General features: G+C 36.4%; 13 protein-coding genes. 4 read left to right on the top strand and 9 right to left on the bottom strand.

What is annotated here, in order from left to right; translation table 11 throughout:
• Window positions 1–150: 150 nt before the first annotated feature.
• The 3 genes from BAMA_RS16450 to tatA all read right to left on the bottom strand — a co-directional run bounded on the left by BAMA_RS16450 (window position 151) and on the right by tatA (window position 1,514).
• Window positions 151–402 (bottom strand): DUF2535 family protein, encoded by a 252-nt coding sequence (locus BAMA_RS16450; RefSeq protein WP_034641228.1) that lies wholly within the window; start codon window positions 400–402, stop codon window positions 151–153.
• Window positions 403–556: 154 nt separating this feature from the next.
• Entirely contained in the window at window positions 557–1,300 is a 744-nt protein-coding gene (gene tatC / locus BAMA_RS16445) for a twin-arginine translocase subunit TatC (protein WP_034641225.1), read from the bottom strand.
• 46 nt (window positions 1,301–1,346) lie between these two features.
• A complete protein-coding gene (tatA, locus tag BAMA_RS16440) occupies window positions 1,347–1,514 on the bottom strand; it encodes a twin-arginine translocase TatA/TatE family subunit (RefSeq protein ID WP_034641222.1) in 168 nt (55 codons plus the stop codon).
• Between the two features lie 193 nt (window positions 1,515–1,707).
• Between tatA and trhA the strand changes: the two genes are divergently transcribed.
• Window positions 1,708–2,355, top strand: coding sequence for a PAQR family membrane homeostasis protein TrhA (trhA, locus tag BAMA_RS16435; RefSeq protein ID WP_034641219.1), 648 nt, complete (start codon window positions 1,708–1,710; stop codon window positions 2,353–2,355).
• 35 nt (window positions 2,356–2,390) lie between these two features.
• Here trhA and BAMA_RS16430 read toward each other — a convergent pair whose 3' ends face one another.
• The 3 genes from BAMA_RS16430 to BAMA_RS16420 form a co-directional block, all read right to left on the bottom strand.
• The gene (locus BAMA_RS16430; RefSeq protein ID WP_034641216.1) at window positions 2,391–3,110 is read right to left on the bottom strand and encodes a lysophospholipid acyltransferase family protein; all 720 of its coding nucleotides are present in this window, start codon (window positions 3,108–3,110) and stop codon (window positions 2,391–2,393) included.
• 123 nt (window positions 3,111–3,233) lie between these two features.
• Complete coding sequence (locus BAMA_RS16425) at window positions 3,234–3,869, bottom strand: FMN-dependent NADH-azoreductase (protein WP_034641213.1); 636 nt, start codon at window positions 3,867–3,869, stop codon at window positions 3,234–3,236.
• Window positions 3,870–4,061: 192 nt separating this feature from the next.
• On the bottom strand, window positions 4,062–6,056 hold the full coding sequence (locus tag BAMA_RS16420) for a penicillin-binding transpeptidase domain-containing protein (RefSeq protein ID WP_034641210.1): 1,995 nt from the start codon (window positions 6,054–6,056) through the stop codon (window positions 4,062–4,064).
• A 164-nt stretch (window positions 6,057–6,220) separates the two neighbouring features.
• On the opposite strand from BAMA_RS16420, the gene BAMA_RS16415 reads away from it, so the two are divergent.
• On the top strand, window positions 6,221–6,922 hold the full coding sequence (locus tag BAMA_RS16415; RefSeq protein ID WP_051759003.1) for a CPBP family intramembrane glutamic endopeptidase: 702 nt from the start codon (window positions 6,221–6,223) through the stop codon (window positions 6,920–6,922).
• 33 nt (window positions 6,923–6,955) lie between these two features.
• On the opposite strand, the gene BAMA_RS16410 is transcribed toward BAMA_RS16415, so the two are convergent.
• Together BAMA_RS16410 and BAMA_RS16405 are read right to left on the bottom strand one after the other, a co-directional pair.
• Window positions 6,956–7,444: a dihydrofolate reductase gene (locus BAMA_RS16410; protein ID WP_034641207.1), complete on the bottom strand. Its 489-nt coding sequence runs from the start codon at window positions 7,442–7,444 to the stop codon at window positions 6,956–6,958.
• Between the two features lie 13 nt (window positions 7,445–7,457).
• Window positions 7,458–8,414 (bottom strand): thymidylate synthase, encoded by a 957-nt coding sequence (locus BAMA_RS16405; protein WP_034641204.1) that lies wholly within the window; start codon window positions 8,412–8,414, stop codon window positions 7,458–7,460.
• Window positions 8,415–8,655: 241 nt separating this feature from the next.
• Between BAMA_RS16405 and BAMA_RS16400 the strand changes: the two genes are divergently transcribed.
• The gene (locus BAMA_RS16400) at window positions 8,656–10,116 is read left to right on the top strand and encodes a serine hydrolase (protein WP_034641201.1); all 1,461 of its coding nucleotides are present in this window, start codon (window positions 8,656–8,658) and stop codon (window positions 10,114–10,116) included.
• A gap of 556 nt (window positions 10,117–10,672) precedes the next feature.
• Window positions 10,673–11,572: a LysR substrate-binding domain-containing protein gene (locus BAMA_RS16395; protein ID WP_034641353.1), complete on the top strand. Its 900-nt coding sequence runs from the start codon at window positions 10,673–10,675 to the stop codon at window positions 11,570–11,572.
• Between the two features lie 105 nt (window positions 11,573–11,677).
• Here BAMA_RS16395 and BAMA_RS16390 read toward each other — a convergent pair whose 3' ends face one another.
• On the bottom strand, window positions 11,678–12,667 hold the full coding sequence (locus BAMA_RS16390; RefSeq protein WP_034641200.1) for an aldo/keto reductase family protein: 990 nt from the start codon (window positions 12,665–12,667) through the stop codon (window positions 11,678–11,680).
• Window positions 12,668–12,932: the final 265 nt, after the last annotated feature.

Raw genomic sequence — 12,932 nt, 5'->3', positions numbered from 1 at the left:
TATTATACTAGTATTTACACCGCTTTCAACAGTTTGAGGTTATTTTTCGACAAAAATCTTTTCTTATCATTTAATATGTAATATAAAACTGTCATATTTTTAAATACAAAAAGAAATAACAGAGCAAATCCGCTCTGTTATTCTATGCTGCTATGCATTTTTCTCAAGCGTATTTATTTCATAAACATTGGAATAATCATTCCACTTCAAACAGCTTTGTAAATATTCACGAAATGAATACGCAAACCTTGGATGTTTTTGTTTTTGAATTTTGGAGATAAATAACTGAAGACGTGACTGCACTTGAAACGCTAATGGGTGCTGTGATTGTAAGACGGGGATTTCAAATACTTTTATACATTTCCCCGATGGATGAGTGAAATAAAAGCTTTTCATAATCACAATATCAATCCTCTTTTTCATTGGATTTATAAGTCAAGTATAAACTAGAAAAGATGAAAAGTTTGTCTAATTTTAGGAGAATTATTGAATTTTTTCTTTTTTATATTGTACGCATTTCTCACAAGAGTATAACAATGAAATGAAAAAGTGCTCCTCATACAGAAGCACTTTGCGAAGAGGACTGTAACTCCTTCTTTAACTTTCGATTATATACAAATTTCGATACTGTAATGCTTAATTCATAAATAACAAGAAGCGGAATAGCTACTGCAAAATCAGAAACAAAGTCTGGTGGTGTAATACATACTGCAATAACAATTAAAACGAAGTATGCATACCTTCTTACTTGCTGCAGAAGAACTGGATTTAATATACCAATACTTGTTAAAAACATCGCTATGACCGGCAACTCAAAAATAACCGCAAACGGAACCGTCATATTCATTACAAATGAGAAATATTTCTCTGTTGTAAACATTGTTTGAAACATATCACTTCCAAGCCCTATTAAAAATTGCAAGACGAACGGCAAAATAATAAAGTATCCGAAACAGAGGCCACCAATAAATAATAAAAATAGTGCTGGTATGTATAAAATTGTCGCCCTCTGTTCATGCGGAAGTAACGCCGGCTTTACGAAAAGCCAAAGTTGCAATGCGGCAATTGGAATCGTGCAAACAATAGAAAAAACAGCGGCGATAACAAAATAAATCCATAAAATATCACTCGGTCCAAGTACTGTTAATTTCATATCTAAGTCTTTTACAATAAACTGATAAATTTCTTTCGTGTATGAAAAACCAACAATAAGAAAAACCAAAAACGAAAGCGCTGTAATAATGAGTCGTTTTCTTAATTCACCAAGGTGTTCCACTACACTCATTTCTTGATCATTCATGTCTATCACCACATTTCCTTACTCATTACAACTTCCGGGTCAGCTTTTATTTCTTTTCGTCTACATCATCATGTAAACCTTTTGCTGATTTTTTAAATTCTTTTAATGTTTCTCCAAACGCCCGTCCAATTTCAGGCAATTTTTTCGGTCCAAAAATAATTAAAGCAAGTATTAAAATGAGTATTAAGCCTGGAAATCCAATGTTCATCGGCATCTGTCTTCCCCCTTATTTTCACTTAATTTTATTTTGTCAAAAAATTTCGTAAACGTCAATGTATCCGGACTCTTTTATCAAAAAAATTAGAAAATATAATATGTAAACAATTTTCATTTTCTATTTCTCTTGTATATGATATGGTAGAGAAAATTACACTTACGATACATGTTTTGCAGAAAGGGGTCACACAATGAAGAAAAAAATGTCCCAATTTATGAAAGAAGAGATTGCAAACGCCATTACTCATGGTATCGGTGCCATTTTAAGTATACCTGCGTTAATTATTTTAATTATTCACGCTGCTGAGCACGGTACTGCTTCTGCTGTCGTTGCCTTTACAATATACGGCGTAAGCATGTTTTTACTTTATTTATTTTCAACATTGTTACATAGCATTCATCATCCAAAAGTGGAGAAGTTATTTACTATTTTAGATCATTCTGCGATTTATTTATTTATCGCTGGCACATATACACCATTTTTACTTGTTACATTAAAAGGCCCTCTTGGCTGGACATTACTAGCTATCATTTGGGCACTCGCAATTGGCGGTATTGTTTTCAAAATCTTTTTTGTGCGCCGCTTTATTAAACTATCAACATTGTTTTATATCATGATGGGCTGGCTTATTATCGTTGCCATTAAACCTTTATATGAAAATTTAACTGGTGAAGGTTTTATCCTTCTCTTAATCGGCGGTATTTTATACTCCGTTGGTGCTATCTTCTTCTTATGGGAGAAACTTCCCTTCAATCATGCGATTTGGCATGTATTTGTACTCGGTGGCAGCACAATGATGTTTTTCTGCGTATTATTTTACGTGTTACCAACAGCATAAAAAAAGTCTCCGTTTTTAATAACGGAGACTTTTTTCTATTTATTGAATGGTGCCGTAACTACATCTTGCGTATGCTTCGCTAACTCTTTCATATCCATCTCTTCATACTGCTCTTTTGTGATTGGCTTTCCAATCGTTAATGTCACATGAGCTGGCTTCATTTTATTCCCATTCGCTTCAAAGATATTATATGTACCATCAATTGTTACTGGCAAAATCGCCACGCCTGCCTTCGTTGCAAGGTGAAAACTACCAGCTTTAAACTCTGCCATTTCACCATTCTTACTGCGTGTTCCTTCTGGGAAAATAACGATTGAGTGCCCTTTTTTAAGCGTTTCAATTCCGTCTTTAATCGCTTGCAAAGATTGACGACGATCGCTACGATCCATAAAGATACAGTTCATTAGTTCCATCCATGTCGGTACAAGCGGAAACCTTTGCATTTCTACTTTAGATACAAATCCAATTGGTTTATTTAAATAGCCAAGTAAAACTGGAATATCAAAATTACTTTGATGATTACAAACAACAAGTACTGGCTCATCCGCTGGTACATGATCTAACCCTTTCACTTCTACCGTTGAATGAGTAAGACCAACCATTTTCTTTCCGAACCAGTTCGTTGTCTTATACACAAGCTGATCTTTCTCCTTAGGAGATAATACTTGTGCTTGTTTTTTTAAACGCCACGTTCTTGGTGCAATGAAAATAACGATTAAAATTAAATAAAAGATTTTAAAAAACGTCTGAATCATATTAACCCTCCACAATTATCATTCCGTCCTTCATTATACAAGACAAATAGATGAAAAAGAAGAAAAAATGTCCAAACGACAAGCGTTTGGACATTTTTTCTACAATATATCCTACTTTTAAAATTAGAAGCGTTTCGCTACTTCACGTGCTTTATTGATTGCTGCTTCTTTAATTGCTGGCGCCTCCGCTGGGTTCGCACCCATACCTTCAACCGCAATGTAATCTACATCTGTTACACCCATAAAACCTAATACTGTTTGTAAATGATTACGTCCAAAGTCCACCGCAGCATATTGGCCCTCAGAGTAAACGCCACCTGTCGCTTGAATATGAAGAGCTTTTTTACCTTCTAGTAAACCTACTGGACCATTTTCTGTATATTTAAATGTTTTACCAGCGATTGCTAAGTTATCTAAGTATGCTTTTACAACTGGCGGATAGCTAAAGTTCCACATTGGTGTTACAAATACATATTTATCTGCATGCATGAATGTTTCTAAATTAGTACCCATTGCGCTAATTTTCGCTTGTTGACTTTCTGTTAATGTTTCAAAGCCTTCTCCAGCACCAAGTTTTCCCCACGCAGCGAATACTTCGCCGTCAATAGCGGGTACAACTGTGTTAAACAAATCAATTGTTGTGACTTCATCTGCTGGATTCGCAGATTTATATGCTTCTATAAATGCTTCCCCTGCTGCCATACTAAATGATGCTTCTGCACCGTTTGGATTTGCTGTAATAAATAATACTTTTTTCATAACTGCTCTCTCCCTTTTTCTTCAAGTTAATTATCTTTAATTCGAGATTTCATTTCAAAAAGTAATTGACTTACCTTACATAAGTAATAATACAAAAAGAAGTTTTACATGTCAACAAAAAATAGTTACTTTTTTAAAGTAAGTTGGTAATGTTAAAAAAGAGATGCCCATCAACATAGGCATCTCTCCTCATTACTTTTCAAAAATATGCTTTATTTTTTCTCCAGGAACATTACTACCGCCGCGTCCTTTTACATCTTCAATCATCATCGAAACAATCATATTTGGTTCGTTTGCGTCAAACGCCACAAACCACCCAAGTTCTTTTCCTTCAGCCTCTTTTGATTCTTTTAGTTCGGCCGTACCCGTTTTTCCAGCGAGTGTAACTCCTTCTAATTTCGCAATTTTCCCAGTTCCTTCTGGATCATTAATTACTTTTATTAAGGAATTTTTTAAGATTTCGCGATTCCCTTCTGAAATAAGGTTTTCTTTCCATACTTTTATGTTCTTCTCATCTTTCATCAAGTGTGGAGAAGAGATATTTCCTTCATTTACAATCGGTGCATATGCTAGTGCCATATGAAGCGTTGTCATTAACACTTCTCCTTGACCATATGAGGAATCAGCAAGTTGAATATCGTTTTTAATACCATCTGTCGCTAATTGGGAAGCTTGGAATCCATATTCAATTGGTAACTTCTCACCAAAACCAAACTTATTCGCTTCTTTCACAAACGTATCTTTCCCCATTTTTAGCGCTTGCTGTGCAAAATAAATGTTATCCGAATACATCATTGCTTTATCAAAATCAATTGGACTTGCATCTTTCACGCGTGTTACATAATACTTACCCCAAGACGAATCTTTCGCCCATTGTAAACCTTGAATTTCAAGCGATTCTTTCGGATCCAGCTTTCCTGTTTCAAGACCGATTGCTCCTGTAATTGGTTTAAATACGGAACCGGGAGCGTATGCTTTCGTAAAACGATTCGTCATTGGTTTTTTCGGATCATTATTCCACGTATTCCACTGCTCTTGTGATAAACCACGAACCATGATGTTCGGATCGTAAGAAGGACTACTTACAAGTGCCAACGCTTCACCAGATTGCGGATGAACGGCTGCACTAGATCCTGCTTCTCCATTCATTTCATGAAATACTTTTTGCTGCAGAGTACCGTCAATTGTTAACGTTACACTTTCTCCATCTTTTGGTTCCTTTTTCGCAACTTCCTTCACTTCGTTCCCATTTCCATCTTCAATATAAATACGCCCGCCATCCTCGCCGCGCAACTTATCCTCTAGTACTTTCTCAAGACCTGTTTTCCCAACAGGTTCGTCTGCTCGATATCCTTTTTTCTCTAATGTCTTTAAGTCATCTGCGGTTACCTTACCCATATAACCTGTTAAATGTGCTGCCGCTTCACCGAGTGGATATGTACGTACCTCAACAGTACGAGACGTCACCCCTGGCTTTGATAAAAGATCTGTATTCTCTGAACCATCTCGCAACATACCAAGTGGCACAAAATATTCAGGTTTTACCCATTTTGCAGAAAGTTTCTTATCAATTTCTTCAACTGACATATGAAGTAACTTTCCTAATTCTTCTTTTGTCTGCTGTGCGTTTTCATCTAATTCACCTGGAATAATTCCAAACTCCTGTGCTTGCCCATTAACCGCTAACCCTTCACCATTTCGGTCATAAATTTCGCCGCGTTTTGCTGGTGCAGTTTTCACACGGACTTTATCGTCTTTTCTCATAGTTGGAAAAATAAACGACGGATCCCATTCTACTTTCCATGCTTCTTCTTTACCATCTTTTTCTTTTACTAACTTCGCTGTTTCTTTAAATGTCACTTCTCCTGCGACTGTATCCATGCTTACTTGATAAGGAATTTCAGCCGCCTCTCCTTTAACTTCTATTGCTTCCTTTTGTTTTACCTCTTTTACTTTCAAATTTTCAACTTTGATACCACCATAAATATTTTCATATTTTTGTACGAAAGCATCTTTTTCAATCGACTTTTTCGCCTCTTCTGACAACTGATCGTACATGCTTTCAAATTTTTGGTTGTTCCAATCTTTCATATATGTATGAAATGCTTCTTCTGGTTTTTCTTCTTGACCGCATCCAACTAACAACAGCGATGAGCAAAGAAGAAGTGAGCCCCATATCTTTTTCAAAATAGCTTCCCCCTTTTCAGTTCGCAAGGAAAATTATACCACAGATTACTTCTTTTCAAAATTTCTTCAGTTATCTTAGGAACATAATATTTAAAAATCTATCTAATTTACTTGAAAGTGACGTTACGTCATTTTATATAATACATATATAAGGGGGTATTCAAATGATTGTAAAAGAACAGGTAATACAAGCAAACACAAAATGGTCCAAAAAAGAGTTTTTACTCATTCTTAGTTTCTTCTTCATCTTTGTCCCGTTCTTCTTAGAATATTTACTTCAAAGACAACTCTACTCAATGTTTCAAAATTCATTATACGCAGGTACTCTTACCGGGTTCTTTATGGCCGTCACATTTCTACTTGCGATCTACTATATTACTTTAAAACCATTTCAACTCTCATGGCGTCATATTGGCTTGCACTTCCCTAAAGGATACTGGCTCCCTACTATATACTGGACCATTATACTTGTTATTTTAAGTATTGCCACTGTAGTTGTGATGGACATAATTGGCATTAATGCTGAAAATAGTAAAACAGATAGTCTTCAAATGCAAATTACACCATTTACATTTTCAATCGCTTTTATTTCTGCGGTTATTATTTCACCATTTTATGAAGAAATTTTATACAGAGGATTTCTATATAAATGGTTACGAGGTAGGCTTGGTGTCACAAGTTCCTTGCTATGTAGCGCACTTATCTTTACACTCGTACACATTCCTACATATAATGCGTTACCTATGAACTTTATCTCTGGTCTTGTATTTGCTTGGACATATGAAAAATCAGGTTCCATCATTCCAGCGATGGTAATTCACGCTTTCTTTAACGGACTGGCAATAACTTTAACTGCACTCAGCTAAAAAAGGAAGGTTGGCATCAAACCAACCTTCCTTTTATTTTTTCTTTTCATATCGACAGAAGTAATACGTATACGGATTTTTCTCATCTGTAACACCTTGTTCCATAAATACTTCTTCCCACTCGTTCTCATTTACTTCTGGGAAAAACGTATCGCCTTCAAATTCTTCTTCAATTTTTGTAATATATAAACGATCCGCAAATGAAAGAACTTCTTTAAAGATTTCCGCTCCGCCAATAACAAACAGCTCTTCATTTGTCTCTTCACTCATTTTTTTCACATCATCAATTGCATGAATGACTTGACAGCCTTCTACCTTATAATCTTTATTACGCGTAATAACTACATTTGTTCTTCCTGGTAACGGTCGTCCAATGGATTCAAATGTCTTCCTTCCCATAATGATATGATGACCCATCGTTACCGTTTTAAAATAAGCTAGATCAGCAGGAAGACGCCATGGTAAGTCGTTGTCCTTTCCAATCACACGATTTTTATCCATTGCTACAAGTAAAGAAATCATATATTTTCCTCCTTTATACCGCAACTGGTGCTTTAATTGCTGGGTGTGGATCATATCCTTCTAATGTAAGGTCATCCATCTCAAAATCAAACACAGATGTTACATCTTTATTTAACTTTAATACTGGGAACGGACGCGGATCACGAGCTAATTGCTTTTCAATTTGTTCAAAATGGTTCGTATAAATATGTGCATCACCAATTGTATGAACGAACTCACCTACTTCAAGTCCGCACTCGTGTGCAATAAGATGTGTTAATAACGAATAGCTTGCAATGTTAAATGGAATTCCGAGGAAAATGTCACCTGATCTTTGATACAGTTGACAAGATAACTTCCCATCCGCCACATAAAACTGGAATAATGTATGGCAAGGCGGTAATGCCATCGTTGGTACATCTTCTGGGTTCCATGCAGAAACAATTAGCCTACGGGAATCAGGATTTTTCTTAATCATTTCAATAACGTCCTTTAACTGATCAATTGTTTCTCCTGCAGTTGTTTTCCATGCGCGCCATTGCTTTCCGTATACATCACCTAAATAACCGTAACGCTCCGCAAACACATCATCCTCTAAAATATTTTTTTTAAAGATTTCCATCTGCTCTTCATATTGAATTCGGAACGCCTCATCTTCTTGTGAACGAAGGCCAAAGTTTGTCATATCTGGTCCATCATACGCATCACTTTCTACCCAGTTTTTGAAAGCCCATTCGTTCCAAATGTTATTATTGTGCTGCAGTAGGTAACGAATGTTTGTATCACCTTTCATGAACCAAAGAAGCTCACTTGCTACTAAGCGAAACGGAACACGCTTTGTCGTCAATAACGGAAACCCTTTACTCAGGTCAAAACGCATTTGATAACCAAATACGGAAACCGTACCAGTTCCTGTACGATCTTCTTTTTTTGTTCCGTTCTCCATTACGTGACGGCATAAATCTAGATATTCATACTCTGCATGTTTCATATGTAAGAAAACCCTCTTTCGCAACTTTTTCTATTGGAGTGTATCATACATGACCACATAATGATAGAAAGCATACTTTTAAAATTTTCTCTATTGTTCTTTTCAAAAAATGATTTCTTGCACGTGCTTTCCTCTATAAATTCTTACAAATTTCTTAATTCTACTTCCTGTCAAAAGGTTTTCTCCCACTCACCCCGAAACTATAAGGTGGCAGTAAAATTCATATTTGGAGGTAACGCGCATGACGAAAACTGGAACTCTTCTTGTTGGGAAGCTATATGAAATGATAGAAAAAATGATGAAAGATTTACATGTTACTGGTGCCGCTGTAGCGGTGATGAAAGATAGTGAGGTAATCATTTCAAAAGGTTTTGGCTATCGAAACTTAGAAAAGAAAGAACCTGTCACACCGCAAACAAGATTTGCAATTGGTTCCACCACAAAAGCGTTTGGTACCCTTTCTTTAAGCTTATTAGCACAGCAACAAAAATTTGAATGGGACGCCCCAGTACGATCTTATATCCCTTCTTTCGCACTTTCCGATTCGCTTGCAAGTGAACATGTTACCGCACGTGATTTTGCTTGTCACCGCTTAGGCATTGACCGCCATGACATCCTTTGGGCCAATTCTTCTCTTACACGAAAAGACATCGCTGAAAAAATGAAGCATTTACCGCTTAATGCACCGTTTCGCAGCGCCTTTTTATACAATAATTTAGCATATGCGACGCTCGGTTACATTGCTGAAAACATTACAAACCAAACTTGGGAAGAATATGTGACAGAACATATTTTAGAGCCACTTCAAATGGATCAAACAAACTTCTCTGTGACGGACTCACAGCGCACCGACAACTATGCGCTTCCTTACATTTCAAAAGAAGAATGCATCACCGAAATACCATTTCGTAACATTGATGTCGTTGGCGCTGCAGGATGTATGAACTCAACGATTGAAGATATGTCTAAATGGATTCTTTTCCATCTTAACGAAGGAAAAGCAGGAGAACACGAGCTTATTTCTAAAGAATTGTTACAAGAAATGTACGCACCACACAACCCGGTTCCTGATCAACCAATCTTCTCTACACCTGAATCACCAGTAAACTCCTACGGCCTTGGTTGGTTCATTAGCGCCTACCGTGGTTACAAAATGATTCACCATAGCGGTGGGATTGATGGATTCTCAGCATTTGCTTCCTTTATGCCAAACGAAAATATCGGTATTGTCGTACTAACCAATACAACAAGTTCACTATTCCCTATGTATATAACCAATCATATTTATGATACCCTGCTAGGATTAGAAGAAATTGATTGGCATACACGTGCTGTAAAAGATACTGAGAAATTAAAAGAAATGATGCAAACGATGAATGAATGGTTTCCAAAACAAGTCGAAAATACAACTCTTTCTCATCCATTGAAAGACTATGTAGGAACATTCGAACACCCTGCTTATGAAACATTAGAAGTATACAAACGAAATGAACAACTATATGCACGCTTTATGGAAATGGATATTCCGTTACAGCATCATCACTATGACATGTTTGTCACCCAGTTCAATTTATTTCAAAATGACATGACAATCTTACTGTCATACAATATGAATACAAAAGGAGAATTCGAAACTATTCACTTGCACATGCCAGCGATGTTAAGTTCAGAACCACTTACATTTACGAAGAAACAGCAATAATGAAAACAATCCACGAGATTTATTCGTGGATTGTTTTCATATACTCTTCTTTAAAAATTGCATAGAAAACAAGATCTTTGAACGTATCCCATTTTAAAACATGCTCTTTATTTAAAAGGACTGTTCATTTCTCCCTTACTCTAAAACACAAGCAGATTGTCTATGCTTCTCATTGGATATTTATGTTAATACTACTATGAAAATTGTGAAAAAATGCACTTACACTAACGATGCAGATTAATTGCAGAAGGAGAAAGACTTTTAACCTACCTTTTCCTTCTATTATATATCCAGAAAATTCCGGTTCAAAATAGGCTATCATGTTAAAATAGGGGTAATTACTTAGCTAACTGACAAGTTATTTGAAGAAAGGTATTTTTCTTTATCTATGGAACGGATCGGGCTTTTACGGGATAAACTCTAAAACATCCCCTCTCCTTAATACTAAAGAGCCGTAAAATATAAAAAGCATGTCTACGAAAATACTAGGCACCTAAATGAGTTTGATAATAAAAGAGAAGTCCTTATTGGATTTTAGTAGAAGGGATGGATGGAAATAGATATTAGAAAGATGCGATATTTCATAATGGTGGCAGAAGAATTGAATTTTAGTCGTGCAGCTGAACGTCTTAGGATGGCACAACCTCCTCTAAGCCAAGAAATTCGCAAATTAGAAGAGGAATTGGGAGTTCAACTGTTTCATCGAACAAAAAGAATGGTTGAGCTTACGGATGCTGGAAAGATATTTTTAGAAGGGGCTCAACACACACTGTTTCAATTAGAAAAAGTCATACAAGAAACACAACTTGCAGCTGAAGGGAAAATAGGGAACTTAACAATCGGTTTTGTCGATTCCACAGAAATTGTTATAGAAGTTCTTAATAAATTCCGAAAACGCTTTCCTAAAATCCATCTTATATTACATGAAATGACAACGGAGCAGCAACTAAAAGCACTTTATGAAAAACAAATTCATATTGGATTTATTCGTTCTAAACAGAACAACGGGATTCTATCTTCTGAAGTTTGCGCCGAGGAATCTTTAAGATTGGTTTTACATCAAGATCACCCTTTCGCCTCATTGCCCGAAATTCCACTCAAATTGTTAATTGATGAACCATTTATTTTGTTTCCACGTCACTTAGGTCCAAATTTTTACGATCTAATCATTAGCTACTTTTGGCATCATGGTGTAAGTTTAAATGTTGTTCAAGAAGCTATACAAATGCAAACTATTGTTAATTTAGTTGCAACAGGAATGGGAGTTTCTGTCGTTCCATCGTCAGTAGAAAGCTATAAACATCCTGGGGTTATCTATAAAAAATTCCAAGAGACTACACCAAAAGTAAATTTATATGTTGGATGGAGGCAAAATGAAAAATCTGCAATAGTAGATCATTTCTTAACCGTTGTTAGGGAGGTTTATTCGATTTTACAACTTGATTCCCAAAAATAAAAGCCCATCCTGATAGAATGAAATAAGAATTCTAACTTAATCTAAGGTTTAAAGTAAGACTACAAAGATTTTGTATATACTTCTAGTTAAGTCACGTGCAAAAACTTAACCTGTTTTACTCGGATCGTACTCAATGAAACCTTCTAGTACTTGGTTAATCTGATCCATTATTTCCGGTTCCAGTTTGACACCAGAAGCGAACGCATTCTCTCTTACCTGTTCCGGACTCGAGGCACCGATAATTGCTGACGAAACATTCTGGTTTTGTAGTACCCAAGCTACTGCGAGTTGAGCAAGGGTAAGATCCATCTCTTGTGCGATGGGTTTGAGATTTTGGATAGCAGTGAGCACATTATCGTTCATCCAACGTTGTGCAAGTTTATGAAAAAATGGTTTGCCAGCAGGAGAATTAGCACGTGATTGAGTTGGTACTGGTTTTTTTGGATGATATTTTCCAGTAAGAACACCTTGTGCCAGAGGCGACCAAACTACTTGCCCAAGCCCCTCACGTTGACAGGTTGGTATCACATCGGTTTCGATAACTCTCCACAACATCGAATACTGGGGTTGGCTAGCAATGAGCGGAATATTCAATTCCCGTGAAAGTGCTGCACCACGGGTGATTTGTTCTGCTGTCCACTCGCTTACACCGATATAAAGCACTTTACCTTGTCTTACAAGATCTGCGAAAGCTAACATCGTTTCTTCAAGAGGAGTAGTTGGGTCAAATCTGTGTGCATAATAGACATCAATATAGTCGGTCTGTAACCGACGCAAAGATGCATTACAATTTTCTAGAATATGTTTACGTGATAAACCTCTATCGTTTTGTCCAGTCCCAGTCGGATGGCACACCTTTGTACATAATTCAATGCTCTCCCGTCGTATACCATGTAAAGACCGGCCAAGTACTTCTTCAGCTTTAGTGTCTGAATAAACATCAGCAGTATCGAATGTTGTTATACCGACATCTAGCGCTGCTTTAACACACTCTTTTGCAGTATCCTCATCTACTTTACCCCCATGATTTATCCAGTTTCCGTACGCAATCTTGCTTATTGTTAATCCGCTATTACCAAGTTTACTAAACTCCATTCTAGTCCCTCCTTGTAAAAGTGATATCTTCATTATAAAGATCACATTTTAATACGGATAATATATTATTAATAATGAACTAATATAAAATTCATATAAGACTACAGTATCCTTCTGTGTACTCAGAAGTTTGCAAGGCTGTTGGTCATTACCACATCGCTAACAAGTTAATAATGTCTATCTAGGTTTATTTGGCATGGGCATGTGGTAGGACCCCAATAAGTAATGAAGAATCAAAATAAGTAATAATAGATCAAAATAATCA

The organism is Bacillus manliponensis (assembly GCF_000712595.1).
GTDB classification, from domain to species: Bacteria; Bacillota; Bacilli; order Bacillales; family Bacillaceae_G; genus Bacillus_A; species Bacillus_A manliponensis.
This window is presented reverse-complemented; position numbering and strand designations above follow the sequence as displayed.

Excerpts from the sequence above, each read along its gene's own strand:
- tatC (WP_034641225.1), bottom strand. The coding sequence starts at position 1,300 with ATGAATGATCAAGAAATGAGTGTAGTGGAACACCTTGGTGAATTAAGA.
- tatA (WP_034641222.1), bottom strand. The coding sequence starts at position 1,514 with ATGCCGATGAACATTGGATTTCCAGGCTTAATACTCATTTTAATACTT.
- trhA (WP_034641219.1), top strand. The coding sequence starts at position 1,708 with ATGAAGAAAAAAATGTCCCAATTTATGAAAGAAGAGATTGCAAACGCC.
- BAMA_RS16430 (WP_034641216.1), bottom strand. The coding sequence starts at position 3,110 with ATGATTCAGACGTTTTTTAAAATCTTTTATTTAATTTTAATCGTTATT.
- BAMA_RS16425 (WP_034641213.1), bottom strand. The coding sequence starts at position 3,869 with ATGAAAAAAGTATTATTTATTACAGCAAATCCAAACGGTGCAGAAGCA.
- BAMA_RS16415 (WP_051759003.1), top strand. The coding sequence starts at position 6,221 with ATGATTGTAAAAGAACAGGTAATACAAGCAAACACAAAATGGTCCAAA.
- BAMA_RS16410 (WP_034641207.1), bottom strand. The coding sequence starts at position 7,444 with ATGATTTCTTTACTTGTAGCAATGGATAAAAATCGTGTGATTGGAAAG.
- BAMA_RS16405 (WP_034641204.1), bottom strand. The coding sequence starts at position 8,414 with ATGAAACATGCAGAGTATGAATATCTAGATTTATGCCGTCACGTAATG.
- BAMA_RS16400 (WP_034641201.1), top strand. The coding sequence starts at position 8,656 with ATGACGAAAACTGGAACTCTTCTTGTTGGGAAGCTATATGAAATGATA.
- BAMA_RS16390 (WP_034641200.1), bottom strand. The coding sequence starts at position 12,667 with ATGGAGTTTAGTAAACTTGGTAATAGCGGATTAACAATAAGCAAGATT.